At 37.9% G+C, this 16,419-nt stretch carries 18 protein-coding genes and 2 pseudogenes; 10 read left to right on the top strand and 10 right to left on the bottom strand.

From position 1 onward, the window contains the following. From MTCD1_RS15295 to tnpA, 3 genes and pseudogenes are all read right to left on the bottom strand, one after another. Positions 1-311 (bottom strand): annotated as a pseudogene (locus tag MTCD1_RS15295) (IS66 family transposase); the annotation flags it as partial. 106 nt (positions 312-417) lie between these two features. Then, positions 418-765 (bottom strand): IS66 family insertion sequence element accessory protein TnpB, encoded by a 348-nt coding sequence (gene tnpB, locus MTCD1_RS15290; protein ID WP_057180687.1) that lies wholly within the window; start codon positions 763-765, stop codon positions 418-420. Continuing rightward, a complete protein-coding gene (gene tnpA, locus MTCD1_RS15285) occupies positions 762-1,061 on the bottom strand; it encodes an IS66 family insertion sequence element accessory protein TnpA (RefSeq protein ID WP_057180686.1) in 300 nt (99 codons plus the stop codon). Before tnpA ends, tnpB begins: the two co-directional genes overlap by 4 nt. Before the next feature lie 404 nt (positions 1,062-1,465). Here tnpA and MTCD1_RS21825 point away from each other — a divergent pair. The 3 genes and pseudogenes from MTCD1_RS21825 to MTCD1_RS15275 all read left to right on the top strand — a co-directional run. Next, a pseudogene (locus tag MTCD1_RS21825) lies at positions 1,466-1,636 on the top strand (transposase); the annotation flags it as partial. A gap of 107 nt (positions 1,637-1,743) precedes the next feature. Beyond that, positions 1,744-2,121, top strand: a complete 378-nt coding sequence (locus MTCD1_RS15280) for a hypothetical protein (RefSeq protein WP_057180685.1) — start codon at positions 1,744-1,746, stop codon at positions 2,119-2,121. Positions 2,122-2,276: 155 nt separating this feature from the next. After that, positions 2,277-2,558 carry an excisionase gene (locus MTCD1_RS15275; protein ID WP_057180684.1) on the top strand — a complete coding sequence of 94 codons (282 nt, stop codon included), beginning with the start codon at positions 2,277-2,279 and terminating at the stop codon, positions 2,556-2,558. Positions 2,559-3,203: 645 nt separating this feature from the next. On the opposite strand, the gene MTCD1_RS15270 is transcribed toward MTCD1_RS15275, so the two are convergent. Then, complete coding sequence (locus MTCD1_RS15270) at positions 3,204-3,845, bottom strand: class I SAM-dependent methyltransferase (protein WP_057180683.1); 642 nt, start codon at positions 3,843-3,845, stop codon at positions 3,204-3,206. A gap of 793 nt (positions 3,846-4,638) precedes the next feature. Beyond that, complete coding sequence (locus tag MTCD1_RS15265) at positions 4,639-5,640, bottom strand: Fic family protein (RefSeq protein ID WP_082606470.1); 1,002 nt, start codon at positions 5,638-5,640, stop codon at positions 4,639-4,641. 973 nt (positions 5,641-6,613) lie between these two features. On the opposite strand from MTCD1_RS15265, the gene MTCD1_RS15260 reads away from it, so the two are divergent. From MTCD1_RS15260 to ybaK, 3 genes are all read left to right on the top strand, one after another. Next, positions 6,614-6,985, top strand: a complete 372-nt coding sequence (locus MTCD1_RS15260; RefSeq protein ID WP_057180682.1) for a group I truncated hemoglobin — start codon at positions 6,614-6,616, stop codon at positions 6,983-6,985. Beyond that, entirely contained in the window at positions 6,963-7,916 is a 954-nt protein-coding gene (locus MTCD1_RS15255; RefSeq protein WP_082606469.1) for a GGDEF domain-containing protein, read from the top strand. Before MTCD1_RS15260 ends, MTCD1_RS15255 begins: the two co-directional genes overlap by 23 nt. Positions 7,917-8,058: 142 nt before the next feature. Continuing rightward, complete coding sequence (gene ybaK / locus MTCD1_RS15250) at positions 8,059-8,526, top strand: Cys-tRNA(Pro) deacylase (RefSeq protein ID WP_057180680.1); 468 nt, start codon at positions 8,059-8,061, stop codon at positions 8,524-8,526. 157 nt (positions 8,527-8,683) lie between these two features. On the opposite strand, the gene MTCD1_RS15245 is transcribed toward ybaK, so the two are convergent. Beyond that, positions 8,684-10,357, bottom strand: coding sequence for a M28 family metallopeptidase (locus tag MTCD1_RS15245; RefSeq protein WP_057180679.1), 1,674 nt, complete (start codon positions 10,355-10,357; stop codon positions 8,684-8,686). 234 nt (positions 10,358-10,591) lie between these two features. Here MTCD1_RS15245 and MTCD1_RS15240 point away from each other — a divergent pair, with 234 nt between their 5' ends. Both MTCD1_RS15240 and MTCD1_RS15235 read left to right on the top strand, forming a co-directional pair. Continuing rightward, complete coding sequence (locus MTCD1_RS15240) at positions 10,592-10,915, top strand: hypothetical protein (RefSeq protein ID WP_057180678.1); 324 nt, start codon at positions 10,592-10,594, stop codon at positions 10,913-10,915. A 527-nt stretch (positions 10,916-11,442) separates the two neighbouring features. Next, the gene (locus MTCD1_RS15235; RefSeq protein ID WP_057180677.1) at positions 11,443-11,706 is read left to right on the top strand and encodes a hypothetical protein; all 264 of its coding nucleotides are present in this window, start codon (positions 11,443-11,445) and stop codon (positions 11,704-11,706) included. Between the two features lie 96 nt (positions 11,707-11,802). Here the strand turns inward: MTCD1_RS15235 and MTCD1_RS15230 are convergent, their stop codons facing one another. Further along, positions 11,803-12,042 carry an RNA recognition motif domain-containing protein gene (locus MTCD1_RS15230; protein WP_057180676.1) on the bottom strand — a complete coding sequence of 80 codons (240 nt, stop codon included), beginning with the start codon at positions 12,040-12,042 and terminating at the stop codon, positions 11,803-11,805. Positions 12,043-12,306: 264 nt separating this feature from the next. On the opposite strand from MTCD1_RS15230, the gene MTCD1_RS15225 reads away from it, so the two are divergent. Next, entirely contained in the window at positions 12,307-12,732 is a 426-nt protein-coding gene (locus MTCD1_RS15225) for a VanZ family protein (RefSeq protein WP_057180675.1), read from the top strand. Positions 12,733-12,756: 24 nt separating this feature from the next. Continuing rightward, a complete protein-coding gene (locus MTCD1_RS15220) occupies positions 12,757-12,951 on the top strand; it encodes a tautomerase family protein (RefSeq protein ID WP_197410265.1) in 195 nt (64 codons plus the stop codon). 27 nt (positions 12,952-12,978) lie between these two features. On the opposite strand, the gene MTCD1_RS15215 is transcribed toward MTCD1_RS15220, so the two are convergent. The 3 genes from MTCD1_RS15215 to MTCD1_RS15205 form a co-directional block, all read right to left on the bottom strand. Beyond that, positions 12,979-13,329, bottom strand: a complete 351-nt coding sequence (locus tag MTCD1_RS15215) for a hypothetical protein (RefSeq protein ID WP_057180674.1) — start codon at positions 13,327-13,329, stop codon at positions 12,979-12,981. Between the two features lie 153 nt (positions 13,330-13,482). Then, complete coding sequence (locus MTCD1_RS15210) at positions 13,483-15,081, bottom strand: PfaD family polyunsaturated fatty acid/polyketide biosynthesis protein (protein ID WP_057180673.1); 1,599 nt, start codon at positions 15,079-15,081, stop codon at positions 13,483-13,485. A 108-nt stretch (positions 15,082-15,189) separates the two neighbouring features. Then, positions 15,190-16,419, bottom strand: a complete 1,230-nt coding sequence (locus tag MTCD1_RS15205) for a hypothetical protein (protein ID WP_057180672.1) — start codon at positions 16,417-16,419, stop codon at positions 15,190-15,192.

The raw sequence follows: 16,419 nt of genomic DNA, 5'->3' as shown, positions 1-16,419 counted from the left end.
TTACGTTTTGGCTTGATTTTCGTTGTCACGTCAGCGTTTTCTTTGGCCAGAAGTTTTTTATCGTGTTCATCAAGCACTAACTCTACTTCATTAAACACTTCATCAGCACCAGGCATCTTTTCTGATTTCTTGCCGTATTCTTGGGCAAGTTTGAGATTGTAACGCTCAAGCAATAGTTGATAAGCGACGTCTTTCTCTACTAACTCATTATCTTTTTGAGCTAATTCTTCATCCATGCGTTGCTGCAACTCAAGCAGCATTTGCTTAAGTTGATCGGGGTCATTGGGGAGTGAATTTACCTTAAATTTCATCCGCTGATTTTAACAAAATATTCAAGCCAATACTGCTTTGAACCTCATTTACCATAAGCGTTTGTGTCAATGATCGTTGACTACAAAAAAACTCAATACCTGGCAACTAGATCATCGATTGATAATGTAATTCTTGATGGCCAAGGACATCATATCCACAGAGTAGCCAGTCGAGCTGCTCAGCGCTTAACGAAAATTCATTGCCATTAACTTTGCTCGGCCATTTGAATTTTTGTTTTTCCAAACGTTTTTGCCAGAGTGCAAAGCCTGTTTTGTCCCAATACAATATTTTCAGTTTGTCTTTGGCTTTATTGCAAAACACGAATAAAGCCCCGGTATAGGCATCACGATTTAGTTCATCTTCAACCAGTGCAGCAAGCCCATTTATTGCTTTGCGAAAGTCGACAAAATCTCGATATAAGAAAACCTCTGATGGCTCAACAAACATCTTCATACAATAAGCTCGCGTAATAATTGGCTTAAGTAAGTCACAGAGGTTGATGCCGGTAAACTGACATTTGCCTTGCCCACTGTGACCGTTATGACCGCTTGCTCTTCAACGAATTCGACCTGTTGTGTTATTTTTGCGCGAACAAAGTTACCTGACGATAAGCTGAGTTTCTTTCTTAGGGCATAAAAGCTCGACGTTGATAATTTCTGCTGTTGGCAATAATCAATAATGGCTAAGCCGCTGGTTTGTTGATCTTCAATAATAGTTTGCCATTGTTCTTGGCTACGCGAAATTCTCATGCTTATCTCCTAAGTTAAGTGAGGAGATAATGTATCTGAAAAAAAAACGCTAGAGGCAGGTGCCGTTAGCTATACGCTTACATAAAATTCAACAAATTGCCGATATGATTTTAATTTAAGCTTAGTTATCCTGAACAACTAAAGTCACCATTTTAGCAACAAAAATCCGAAGTAAGTCATTTGACTCCTCGACCTTTACCACATTGCAGCTATTACTTTTTGAGTTATTAACGACTGCTTTGTCGGAAGAACTGTCGTTAGTGAAACCAATGCTAACGTCCGCTTAGCGCACAACTTTGAACATTAGCTCACAGCCATACTTATAGTCCCTTTACCCCTAGGAGCACTATTATGTATAACATGATTCCATACACCCCAAAAGCTAGCTGGAATAAAGGAAAACTGGTTGGTCAAAAACTTCCCTAGCCGATAAATTCACAACTTAACGATCGTTAAGTTACCGCCTTATTCATCCCGAACTGAATCCAATAGAACAAGTACGGAGTTGGTTACGCCAACATCATTTAGCGAATTGGTGTTTTCAAGGATATAATGACATTCTCGATGCTTGCTCCGAATGAGCTGAGGTTATCACATTCATGAGTAAGCCACTGTTATTCTAGTTGCGCGTTTTCACGTTCGTGATCAAATAGTAAATACTCTAATCAACTAGGTATTTACTATGTCCAATATATCAACGAATGAACCCTTACAAATAACAGAGTATCAAAGTAACAACGATAAACTACTCGCTAATTATTTAATAGCGTGCGACGTTGACACTACTTATCAAAAGCAAGTCGTTAACTTGTATGTTCAAGACCTCACAATTAACTTTGAACTAAGAGTTTCTGAGCACATCATTTATTTAGAGTTAGTCAATACGCCCGAAGATGCTCAGGAAAAAAAGGAACACTATAAGTACCACTTTACTTACCCAATTCTATTTTTTATTGATTATTCAATACCTACTCATGCGTTTTATGAGCACCTTGTCAGAATATTTACTACTGTTTTGCCATTATCAATCATCCTAAGCTTCAACGACTGTTTGCTCTAAAGCTGTGAAGTTGAGTCAAATACTTACGAACATATCAAAGTGCGCTAGCCATCCTTTTTTTAGCTAAAAAAAGGATAATGCAACGTAGAGCTATGTCACTTCTAGCTTAGAATAACAGTGAACAAGTACTAATTAACTTAACTCAAGGAATAGCAATGAAATTAATTACATTAGAAGATTGGGCTGGAAAATCATACGATGTGCATTTTTCCATGGCTACTTTAACTAAATGGTCACGTGAGGGTTTAATAAACCCTGCTCCAAAAAAAATTGGAAATAGATGGTTAGTACACCCTGACGCTAAATACGTTGAAAAAACTATCGAAGCACAACGAACTGATCATGCACAAAATGAATTAAAAGAAAATCAATCAAGCAATATAGTATTGAACGATAAAATTTTAAGGATTATCAATAATGACTCCAAAGCTGCGTAATGAGTTGAATAGGCACAACATCAAAAACCTGTATATAAAACGTGATAAGCGCAGTAAAACAGGTTTCAGTTGTCAGTATAAAGACCCTCGCTTTGGTGATCCTCGCTATAACTAAGGTGGTGATGATTTTTTTCATAATATCTCCTTATTAAATTGATAAAGAGATATTATGAAATTGACTGAAAAGAAGTCTTATTGGTTTTCTATTTTCTTACCGTATAGAAAACGAATAGGAAAATTTAGCATGTTTTTTAGTTAAATAATGAGTATTAATGTTGATTTTAATTTAACTTACCATTCAAAAATAGTTGAATTTTTGTGAAAAATTAACAACCGATCGCATTTCATTCCCAGTAACACAGTCTTTTAATTAGCGATAGGTTGTCGGTATATTTCACTAATATCTCAGGTCTGCTTCGTCGGAAGAGCTGCCGTTAGAGAAACAAGCGCTAACGTCCGGAATGCGCACTTTGAAGTCATGCCGATACAATTACGTGAACGACTGTTGTGTTGGCAAAGCTGACCTCTGGTTGACCCCATATCTCTGTGTAAAAACTTCCGCTGTGTGGTGGAAGTGAGCATTAACTTGTAATCAATGTCCAACGAAAAACTGCTTTTGGAATACTTGATAAGTCTGGGTGTCTGTTAATTAATTTTCTCTTCCCGTTGACTGATAACAGCTAACCAAGGTTGTTGTTCGCGCGGTTTACCAGCAGGTCGATAATAATGATTAAGCACTTTAAAACCAGCTTGCGCTAAATAATATTCGAAAATTTCTAACTCCATATAATGACCATAACGCTGACCAGACCAACCTTCTTGATTACCTCTAGGGTTAGACGAAAATAAAATACCATTGGGTCGTAAGCTATGGTGTAACACTTTTAAAACACTGACCAATTCCTGACTAGGAATATGAAACAGAGAAGCATTGGCAAAAATCCCATCAAACTTATGAGCTTTAAGGTCTAAATGCAAAAATTGTTGGTTGAGTGTATTACAGTCGCTGTACTTTTTAGCCATCAAACAAAAGGCTTTACTCCCATCTAAACCTATGGGGTTATGACCCATTAATTTAAACGTCATTAAATCTCTGCCAGGTCCACAACCAAAATCTAAAATATTAAGCGGCTTTGTTACGGGAAGCGCTGCAATAAAAGCCTCGATATTCTGAGTGACATCATGGTCGCGAGTCCCCTCCCAAAACGACAGTGCATTCTGTTCATAATGATCGAGTGTTTCAGATTCAATTCGATCGAGCACCGATTTAGGTTGTTGTTTTTTCATAGTTGTTTTTTCAATTATTCAGTATTCATTAAACACAATACTTGGTTCTGTTTTTAGAAAACAGTCAGCATCAAATTCTTCCAGAAAAACTGCACGGACCATTTAAAATCACACCGCATTGCGGAAGTTGGGTTTTGAAATCTAGTGTGTTTATCTAGGTCAAATGCTCACCAGTTAGTTGACTTTAGCTGGACGATAAGTACCTTTAGAACTTAAGGCTTAGCCGACGTTGCGAAAATAGGTTGTGTGACTCATTTCACGATCACAAAGAGAAAATTACAATCTTATAACTATAGCATCATCTTTGTTCCCTCTATACTCTTTGCAGCCATTGGCAGTTGAAGGGGCTATGTCATAATATAGTTTACACTTAAGCTCAAGCCGCCAGTGGTTTGTTGTCTCTGAACGATAACTATTACCACAAAGCGGTCTAAATTCACCTGTCAACATCATCCCAGCTAACGACCACTTTGGATACGAAAGTGGACCTTATTAAAAGCTCGACTTTAATCTTTAATCATTAATCTGTTGTTGGTGGCATAAATAATTAGATGTAACGAGGGGCAGCTTTCCGATCATAAAGCAGACCTAAATTTTATATTCCTATGGCGCAATGGGGGGCACATACCGCCATAGAAGTTATGAGCACTTTGTGCGAATAGGATACGTTTATGGCTAACTTTTTAACGAAAGTTCATCCTACGGAGAACTAACTGCTCGAGCGGTAAGTATGAATGATTGCCTTATTATTTCGTCTCCTATAATCGGACAAACATGTCAGCTTTAGTTTATCTTACTTGATATTCTCAATAAGATTTATCGTATCTTGATAGCATTCTTTGGAAAAATTAATGAAAGCTTTAAGCTCATTTCCAACGTGATATAGCGGTTTCCCAACACTAGGTGCTTCATATTTAGCACTGTATTTAGAAAGAATATTTATATAATCCAGCCTACGTGTGGCTGGTATAACAAGAGGAGCGAAGCCCGCTCTCAGTAAAATAAGGTTCGCTATTAAACGTGCAATACGACCATTTCCATCCCAAAATGGGTGTATCTGACCAAAGATTAAATGAGCAGTTGCATACATAGTGATCGCTTCGTCAATACTATGGGGTTTACATGACTCAATGTACTCGACTAAACCAAGGATAAGTTTTGGCACCTCAAATGGTCGTGAGTACGCATGGTATACACTTGACTTACCTTCAAGTAAATCATCAAGTATTAAATAGGTTCCATTAGGTACGACTTTGAAATCGCCATAAGGTTTATCTATATCGAATATAATGTCAGTCTGAACGGCTTTATGTAGTAGTTTGATTTTACTTAACGTCAGCTCACTACTGACCATATCGTAAAGTAAGTCTATAGCTGTCGCGTGCCCCATGACTTCTTGATGATCTTTTAAAGGCTTACCCGATACGGTTAATCCTTCATTTAATATAAACTGCGTTTCACCTAAGTTTAGTGTGTTACCTTCAAGTGCTGTTGAGTTGTACGTCCACATAGTACGCAACATGCTCAGTAACTCTTGTTGTTTTGAGCTAGGTAAGCCCTCTAAAAATTTAAAGGTCGGTTTACTCTTCACCGGCATGCTTACGTATTTACGAGCCTTTCTCTCGCCTGTAATTAAAATTAAACCCTGCTTAGCCGCACTATTCAGCCACCGTTGTACTGTACGATTATCAACTTGGAAATCTGTAGCTGTTTTAATATCACTGATGGTTACAGCTTTGTTGGCCGAACTTATGTAATTTAACACGAGTTCTTTTTCAGTATTATTTTGTCGCATAAGAATTTTTATCGGACAATTATTGGTTTATACGGCATTGTCTCATAAAATAATTTATCAGACAAACTTTTATTTATACGACATTGCATTAACACCAAAGACTTGATTATTCTCAATTATGAGTTGATGGTAATGTCTTTTGCTTTATATAGTTAGTCATCAATATTTCAAATATTTACAAGACTATAACCCCCTCGATTGAGTGGCTTGTTATTACCTGATATTTGTCGGTTGGATGGAGCTGAATTGGGGTATCGTTGGGGAATCGTTGGAGAATGATTTTAAGTTATTGATTTATAAGTACTTGCGTATATTACCCATACAGATAAATAATACCGAGTTAATTCCCTTTATGTTTATACTGTTAGACATTTTTAGCACCATTATCGAGTTGTTTACTGAATTTTACCACTAGCTATAGCAGCAAACAGTATTTCAGCTGCACGTGAGTAGATTGATAATTTTATGGTCTATTTTTTCAGCGAAAAATAAAGAACAATATAACAATTATACTTATCATCCTAACCCAGCCTTCACTTTGCCAACCTCAAACATTGGCATTTTTAAAATAATGCCACTAGAAAATTGGCACTTATCGTCGCTTCACTTACTTACTACTTACTACTTACTACTTAAGTTAAGTTAATTTCAAGAATTTATCTATAGGGTTACTTTCATGATGAAATACACCATTACTTAATGACTCTTTTGCTCTATTAAGTATGCTGAACCCCTTACTTCGGCGGTACAACAAGCCACCAGCAATCAAAATTTCACCTATATTTTTAATGAATAGTTTTAGTTATATGATTGATTAATCATCAACATACTTCATTTAGCTAGCTGCATTAAAATACACGATGTTTATTTTTGTTCTATGATTAAAACGGCTTAACGTCCTTAGATGAAAAGGAATGTATCTGGCTGATGAACTTTCTAATAATAATTAGCATCATAGTATAAGGATTCACTAGTGCACTCTTCATTATTTGTTAAATACGGCGGTTTTGCTTCGATCCATAACTTGATTGAAAATTTTTATGAAAAAATGCTCGATTCAGTGCTCGTAGGAGTATATTTTGAGCATAGTAATATGGAAACACTGATAGATCATCAAACCCGTTTTATAACATCCTTATTAGGTGGTCCCACATCCTTTACTGACCTGCACTTAAAGTCAGTGCATCAGCACTTAAATATTAATGAAGAGGTGTGGAATGAGGTTATTACTTTATTGAAGCTTTCTTTATTGGAGTTTGGTATGGAGAGAATTGATGCAGAAATGATTATAAATACACTTTCTAATAAAAAGAGACTATTTTATGCACTCAACAGTAATGGATAATCAAAGCCAATTCAATTCATTTGATTTACTTATGATGCCGATAGCTTTATTTTCTGGGATTAAAAAAGAATTGCTCTTCAAGAATAAAAGCTTCGATGAACTATGCAATGCTAATGGCAGCATTAATGTAGTAAATGAATTAGTAATAAAGTTACTCAATGAAATAACTTGCATCTACCAAGGTAAAACCGAAGCTCACTTATTTGAGCTAGAAGTCATAAGAGTAAGACAAAAATATATTTATGAATTTAACGCCTATAAGAATAATGAACTTATTATTGTCCACGTACAAGATGTTAGTAAACTGAAAAAAACTCAATACTTATTAAAGAGCTCAAGCGCTATGCTTGAAGAATATAGTAATGAAATGTTTATGTTGGCCCATACGGATCAACTGACAAAAACAGCAAATCGGCGCGCATTGTTTACCAAATTTAACGAATTAAAAAATGCTAACCCCACGTTAAAATGTTCCATTAGTATTCTTGATATAGACTATTTCAAAGAATTTAACGATAGCTATGGTCATGAATTTGGTGATTATGTGTTAGAGCGGTTTTGTCAGCAGATAAAGAAAATAATCACACCTATGTCTTTTTTTGCTCGCATTGGCGGCGAGGAGTTTTGTCTTATTCAACATAAAAGTGATAAAGAAACTAGCACTAGTAATATTCAAAAAATACTAGCATCCATAAAGGATATGCAATTAGATACACCAACTGACAAAACGGTCTATATATCCTTTAGTGCCGGGGTATCTGAATATGGAAAAGATGGCACTACCCTTGATGTACTACTTAATAATGCAGATAAAGCGTTATATTATGCTAAACAACATGGGCGTTCATGTGTGATTCCTTTTTCAACTGAATTATTCGAAAAAAGAGGAAATGTACTTTATACAAAGGATGTTGCTAGAAACAGTAAATAAAAATTACCTAGCTCACGTTATGTTGCCTTTAATAGTGTCTTTTTGAGTGAAGTATTTCCACACCAGTAAATGCTCACCTAAAATAGCGTTCTAGCTGGCAATATTCAAACTGATTCAATAACCTTCCCCTAAAGAGATTAAAATGACACCCGCAATTAATGCCGCCAAACAGCATAAGGTTATTTATCATCTACATGAGTACCAGCATGATTCTACAAGTGAGTCTTATGGTGGCGAAGCAGCACAAAAACTTGGCATAGCTGAAAATAGAGTTTTTAAGACCTTAGTGGTGAGTATTGATAATAAAGCCTTGGCTGTGGCTGTAATACCGGTATCAGCCATGTTAAGCATGAAACTGATAGCCAAGGCATATTCAGGAAAAAAAGCCATAATGGCAGTAAAAATAGATGTTGAACGCTCAACCGGTTATGTACTTGGCGGTATTAGTCCGCTGGGACAAAAAAAGCGCTTGCGCACTTTTATTGATGCAACGGCAAAACAATTTACTACCATTTTTGTTAGTGCTGGCAAAAGAGGCTTAGAAATAGAATTAAGTCCCAATGATTTGGCTGGCATAACTCAGGCAACGATGGCGGACATTTGTCAGTAAATTTATCCCGAAAAAATAGCGAAAAAAAAATGGTAGTACCCTATGACACTACCATTTTCTTAATGAATACTTCTAAGGACCAATGAGTATTCATGTCGATGAGTCGCCCTAACCTTATAGTAGATAATAATTTTAAGGCTACTCTTAACACCTTTTCTTAACGCTTGAACTCAGAAGTTTTGCTCCATTGTGGCCATACGCCAGATTTAGATAACTCTACGCCCACGTCAAAGAACAATTGCATATCTTCAACAGCACCGGTTAAGTCCCACTCTTCGCTGTATTCATCACAAAGACCGTGATAACACTTAGCTAAAATGGGGTCTAACTTCGCTCTTAAATCTGCTGTTGCTTGGTCGGCGGGTATAGTTCCACCTTTTGCATATAACGCTGGAATACCAACGTTAGCAAAAGCAAAGTGATCAGAGCGGTAATAAATGCCTGCTGCAGGTCTTGGATCGCCCGAGATCACACGGTTTTGCTTTAACGCCGCTTTAGTTAAAAAGTTATCAAGCTCTGATTGCCCTAAACCATAAACAGCAACGTCTGCACTCTTACCATTTACATTCAAGGCATCCATATTAATATTAGCAACGGTTTTCGCCACTGGGATAATGGGATTTGCTGCATAGAACTTAGAACCAAGTAAACCTTGCTCTTCCGCCGTTACCGCTAAAAAGGTGATTGAACGCTCAGGTCTATGAGGTAATTTTGCAAACGCTTCAGCGACTTCAATCAATGCGGCAGTGCCCGTGGCATTATCACGAGCACCATTATAAATTTGGTCACCCTTTTTAGATAAATCAGTACCTAGGTGATCCCAATGGGCAGAATATATAATATGCTCATCGGCATTTTTCTGTCCAGGTAAGGTCGCAATAAAGTTGTACGATATTGACTTTTTGATGGTATTTTTAATGGTAATAGAGGCATCTAAATCACCCATATCTATGTTGAAACTGCCTTGGGCAGCACGTTCCTTCATTTTAGTAAAATCTAGACCGGCTTTGTCAAACAACTCAATGGCAACATTACGGCTGATCCACCCTTCTACGGCAACGCGGTCTTTATTTAAATCATCACGTTGAAAACTAAACTGAGGACCTGTCCACGAGTTTTTTATCACCGACCAACCGTATGATGCGGGTGCCGTTTCATGAATGATAATGGCCCCTTCAGCGCCTTGACGACTTGCTTCTTCATACTTGTAAGTCCAACGACCATAGTAAGTCATGGCATTACCGGTAAATAACTCATCATCTTGCGTAGCAAAACCCGGGTCATTAACTAAAATGACAACCGTTTTACCCTTAACATCAAGGTCTTTATAATCATTCCAATTATATTCTGGCGCATTAATACCGTAACCAACAAAAACCAATTCAGAGTTTTTAAGCTGCTCAAAATCACTAATTCGCGCACTGCCCATGACCATATCAGTACCGTATTGGTAGTTTTTACCGCCAATAACCAAGGTCATATCACTTGATGCTTCAATAGATACCAGTGGTACTTCTTGTAAAAAGCTATCTCCGTTACCTGGCTTAAAACCTAAAGCTTTAAATTGTTCCGTTAAGTAGGCAAGGGTCAGTTTTTCACCTTCACTTGATGGCGCACGTCCGCCGAATTCATCTGAGGACAACACTTTTATATGCTTAATTAATTGCGCGGTATTGATACTGTCATAGCTAGCACTAATGTCTTGAGCACTGTTCACTGGTGAAGAGCTAACTGGTGAAGAGCTAACGTGGGCAGAGTCATCAGACGTTGTTGCCACACAACCTACCAGCACGGCGACCGAAAGAAGTGATAATGCAATTTTTTTTATCATAATAAGTATACTTATACTGTGAAAAAGATGGTCGCAGTATAAATGTTCTCAAAACAACTAACCAGTATGGATAGGTAAATCAACACAGGTCAAGGTACGTTAACTGTCACGCACCGTTGCCACAAAGGTAAAGCGAGGGCTTTACTTAGCGATAGATTTTAGCTACTCGCTAGTTTACAGTAAGCCGTTCTCTCGCCTGTCAGTTTAAACAGCCACCTTACTTATAAGAATAAAATGAAAGAATCCTTAACACTGCTCTCAGATATAGTCGCCACCGCCAATGATTTATTTTATGACCGCAATAAAAAGGTCGATACCTTGATGGGTATTATGGATAAAACATTACGTAAGCAAGGCATGAATGCGGATGCGATAACCATTGACTGCATCACTATGGATAAAAAAATCGTCTTAGTGCTACATGATAGCAAGCCTGACTCTGTCAATATTGCCTTTGGTGATAAAGCTGGTGTAGTGCACTCTTCATCAGAGCATGTATTAAAAGACGTTAGCGTGAAGCAAATACTCGCCATGATGGAAATGAATTTCCTCAATTAATTTAAAATAACTTCATTTTAAATTAATTCATTTTAAATAACTATTTTGCCATTTAAGCTGACTTTATATGGCAGTGTCAGCATCAAATTCTGGCTCCTCATCATACTACTTAGGCATTACCTCAACCTCGGTATACTCAGAAGATAAGATTAAACCGTGCACATCTGATGACTGTAATTCATGTCCAGACCCTACTCTTAAAGATAAAGAGTTATGACTTTCTTGTTGTACAGCTCATGATTTTGCATACTGGGTGGGAGGGACTTATCAAGAACGTGTTGAGGCTGATGGGTTGCTGCGTCACTGTGGTTGCAACTTTTTAGGTTAATAGCTAGCTAAGTTTCTTACCTTTGATAATCCTATTTTCGTTCAACAGACTATTTTACCCCTATAATAGTTATTAAGTATTTGATTAAGCTAGTGAAATAAACTAAGGTTTTTACTTAGTGTTTTTATATGCGGTGCAAATCACGCCACTCCATATTTGAGCCACTTAAAACAGCGATATAACATCTGAGGAATTGATGATGCCAACAAATAAGCACAAACGAAAAGCGTCAACCAAGGTGAAATTTAAAGCAGTGAAAAATGTTCACTCATTGGGGCTCATCTCTGCACACCCAAAACTTTTTGTGCTAGTGGGTTTGCTCTTGGTTGCCTTAGCTATATACCTTTTTGCTTTCGAAGCCCAAGATGATGCCATGTTTGGCTTTGCCATGCTTGCTCTTATTACGGGTGTAGCGGTAACAATTTATGCAAACTTTGCTAGACCTAAGAAAAAACAAGAGTAGAGTAGTTATAGGACGAACAAGAACACCTAACCGACAAAAAAGCCAACATTAACTTAACGCTGGCTTTGCTTTTACTTTTATTTTATCTTTTTGGCGCTAGCTTTGCGCTATTTTCACTCTAATTTTATTCTTTGCAACTCTACTTTCATGTAAAGCAGACAGTGCCGCGGCGGCTTCCTTTTCATTAGGCATTTCGACAAAAGCAAAACCTTTTGATTTAGCTGTTGCTTGATCTAAAACTAAGTTACATTCAGTGACTGAGCCATGTTCAGAAAATAAAATACGGATTTCTTGTTCAGTGGTTGAACGGGAAAGGTTACGAACTAAAAGTTTCATAATGGACCATGTAGTATGTGATTTCGATCTCAATTATCTCATAGTTTACCGCAGACTAAGTAACTTTATTTACCCTTACGGTAAAGGTAAGCCACACCGAGCTGATGGCCTGCCTTTGCCGAGAGGGTAAAATGACTAAAAAGCAGTCAAAAGGTGTGCTAATTCAATAGATGTAATGTTTACGCAGGAGCAATATAAAACGATGAAATGTTCCCTCTATACAGCGACAAGCGCTGATGGTTATATACCAAGGTTCATGGGTATATGAGCCACCTTTTAAAGACACTCATCCCTCTGGCTGCGGTCGCTTTCTTCGGCTTTATTCTTTGGGTTATTTACTTAGCAAATACCGGACAGAATAGTGTTTTCTTTCAATTAGTCGCCCGTATTCCCTATGGGGATAAATTTGGCCACTTTTTTTTATTTGGTCTATTAACCCTGGCGACAAATATTGCCTTTAGGTTTAAATCATTCCCTCTCTTTTCAAGGGAACTCTTTCTAGGCAGTATTTTGGTGTTTATCTTTGTCGTTATTGAAGAGTTTAGTCAGTACTTTATTCCCCATAGAACTTTTGATTTAATTGACTTGTCGGCCGATTTTATTGGTATAGCATTTTTCAGTGTCGTGACAAGTTATTTAAATAAAATGACATTAAAATCGAAAAACTCACTAAGTAACGATATTAAGTAACTAGCTTAACTAACGGAGAAAAATATGCCACATTGCGTGATTGAGCATTCATCAACGATAGACAGTAATACGTTAATGCCTTTAGTTTTTAACGCTAGCCTAGAATCGGCATTATTTGATCAAGACGGTAGCGATATCAAAGTGAGAGCCGTGTCCTTTGTTTATTATCAAACGGGTGCTTTAGCAAACGTCTCAAAGCAAGATGATTTTAGTCGCTGAAGCAACATGGGTATATCAGCAAGAGTATTACTTTGCTATCACCGCAACAAAGTGTCCGTAATAGAGCTTTTTACCCACTAAACGCTCTATTTCCGCTGCGCTTGGGTAGGTTGACCATTTGCTCGAACTTGCCTCAACAGCGGCAACGTTTGCCCAAGTGAGATGCCAACAAACTTCTTGTACACCCTCGACTGAATTCTCTTTTAACTGCTCTTTTAAAGGCCCTTTTGCAACAGCAGTTTTCACTAATATTTCATGGGCAACAATGTTCTTTTGCTCCGCATTAATTTCAGCAAAAAGCGACTCACTTAAGGCGAGAACTCGCGCTAAATTAGCGTGTTTGACCTCAAACACGGCAAATTCGGTACATGTGGGCATATAAATTCCTTTAATAAATACCCCCACGCCAAGGCTGTTCGCTTCGGCTTAAATTCGCTACGCGAACAGGGGCATCTAAATTAATCGAAGGCCAAAACCCTTTACGCCGCAAGCGACGGGGAATTAGACCCGTAAAGATTACCTACCAGCTGACTAATCATCCGTGCGATAACTGGCCAATTCAGTCGTTAAGCTAACGCCTTGTAACTTTAACTGGTTAACCCGTTGTAAATAAGCCGCACCTTTTAACATATGCAAAGCAACATCTACTGCGCCACGACGAGTATAATCTTCCAAATAAGTGCCTTTGACCCAGGTATTAAAGGCGCCAAGACTTGGACCTGCCCAAATTTGATAATCCATTTCACGGCCTTTTTCGCCGGTATTAGACCAGCGAGAACTTAAGCCTAAATACCAACGGAATATAAGTGCCATTTTACGTTTAGGGCTCGATTGTGCACGTGTTAACATGGCGGGATCACGCTCTTGGAAAAATGCTTCCGTGCCAGACCAAACTTCGTCTAAGTTTGCCCGGAAAATTTGTTTCTCAATTTTTAAACGCTCATCCGCAGGAATAGCTTCAATTGAATCATAAGCAACATAGAGCTCGTATAATTTTTTAGCGCGCATGGCAAACATTGAACCACGTTTAACCACTTGTAATTTAACGCCCATTTCAAACATATCTGCCGCAGGTGCCATAGTAACGTCGGCCATTTCTACTTTTGATAATAATTCACGGGTATATTCAGAGGCGCCAGCTTCAACACAGGCTTGGTTTACTGAACCAAGCACTATGTAGGCTGCGCCCATGTTAAAGGCTGCTAGTGCGGCTTCAGGTGTTCCGATACCACCACCGGCACCGACACGTAATGCGGGTGAGAAGTTATATTGAGCTTGCACTTCATCGCGTAGGGCAATAATGGTTGGTAATAGCGTTAAGAAGGGGCGGTTATCGGTATGGCCGCCAGAGTCTGCCTCAGCGGTAATATCATCAGCCATAGGAACAAGCTTGGAGAGCTCGGCTTGCTCTTGGGTAACTTTACCTTGAGCCAATAATTTATCAATCAACTTTTGTGGTGCCGGCTCCATAAAGCGGCGCCCTACTTCGGTACGTGATACTTTGGCTATGACCTTATTGCCAATGTTAACACTACCATCAGCATTTTTACTTAAACCTGCAAGGCGATACCAAACAATATGCTCGGTCAAACCTAAGTAAGCTGAAGCCTCTACGGTGTTAACACCCAACTTTAAAAAGCGCTCAACCGCGCCACGCTCTAATGCTTCTTCGCTTGGTGCATGAATAAGGTTGACCGCGTAAGGACCATTAGGCAATTCAGCTTGAATACGTTTAATGGCATCTTCCACCGCATCGGGTACTAAACCTGCTGCGCCAAATGAACATAAAAATCCGGCTTTACCCAGGGCTACTACTAGCTCAACCGAGGCAATACCATTAGCCATAGCGCCGCCATGGTAAGCGTATTTAACGCCATGTTGTTTTTTATAGGCATCATCACCTAAATCTTCAGGGTTTAACTTTTGCGCAAAAGCTAAGACATCAGTTGCACCTGACGTTGAAGTAACATTGGCAACACCAAAATCATTGCCCTTTTTAGCCAGGTACACTGGTTTACTTAAATCCAGTAAAGCAGATTTAATTTCAATATTGCTGCTTTTAACGTCTTTGACATCCACTTTCCATGCCCAATCGATGGCATTGTTATTATTAAAACTTAAATTTGACATATTTGTTCCTAATTTTATTTTCGTCATACTCAAAGATGATGAGCGAAAAGCAAGTGCCTTACTTAATGACATCTTGTTTCTAGGTCGTTATCACCTAAAAAGTTCATCCTAGTAGTCAAGTGAAAAGGACATTTCACCAAAAGGATTAAAACGTTTTTTCTCATAACGTTCGTTCAGCACTTCTTTTAATACTTTCACCGTTTTCATCTCCTCAATATAATATTTTAATCGAGTATGATCATCTTCAAGATCAGTAAGGTGGGTATCAATATTTTCTTGAATGGCTTTTTTACTGCGTCCACCCAGGTTTTGCCACACCATACTTTGTAAACCGTTATTGTATTTATTATCTCCATTTTCGCGGTCAAGCTCACACAACTTTTCGTTTAACAAACCAATTAAGGCCTGTGTCAATTCATCGTCATTACCATCAAATAGGGTTAATTCTCTGTCTGGTACAAATTGGTGAAACATTGAAATAATAGTGAAGGCATCTTTATCTTTTTTTGCTTTAATCAATTTTGCCATCAATACACTTTTTTCGGCTTTTAAATGCTCATTTTGTTCTTTATCAGGATGTAAGCGATTAGCGAGTATTTTATATAACTTATTTAATTTACTGCTGTTAAATAAAGCTTTTAGTTTATCTTGCTGCTTTTCTTTTTCACTGTCAGCAGCGGAGTTATGCTGATGCCCGTGTTGACGAGCATACTCTTCGTAGAAAGCTCTTTCCTCTTCATCTGACATTTCATCATCGTCAAAGCCAGCATCACTATCGGCATCGTTACTTTGTTGAGTTCTATTTTCTACAAATTCTTGAAAGACTTGATGAAATCGTGTTGGATCACGAATAAAACCACTTAACTCTTCATCCGAAAATGTTTTTTCCCCTTCAAACATATCATCAACAAGATGGCGTATATCGGCAAGTACATTAGGGTCAATTGGTTCATCCTCGGCCATTTTGTTGCTCGAGGCTAATAATACATCTCGATACTCTTCTTGCATTTTTTGCGTTAATTCACTATCGCCAAAGCGGTGACTTGATAATAAATCTATGTTTGCTTCAATCCAACCATGTAACTCTTCTTTTTGCCATTTCGTTAGACTTTTTTTTGATAAAAACCCCATTAAGTGTTGGGTTTCTTTGCCCAGTAAAACAATATATTCCTGCTCCTCAGGTAATATTTCATCCTGAAATCTTTTATATAAGTTATCTGTTTTGGTTTTGAAATTAGCATTTCGCTTTTGTTTTTTTTCTATCTCTAGCCATTTTTTAGCCAAAGGGTCGAGCGGTTTTTCTTTATTTTTTTGTTGCTCTTTTATATGGCTAAGCAT

Origin of the sequence: Colwellia marinimaniae, from assembly GCF_002207865.1 — a bacterium.
Classification (GTDB): Bacteria; Pseudomonadota; Gammaproteobacteria; order Enterobacterales; family Alteromonadaceae; genus Colwellia; species Colwellia marinimaniae.
Note: the sequence above shows the minus strand (reverse complement) of the source record. Positions and strands in the feature narration are given on the sequence as shown.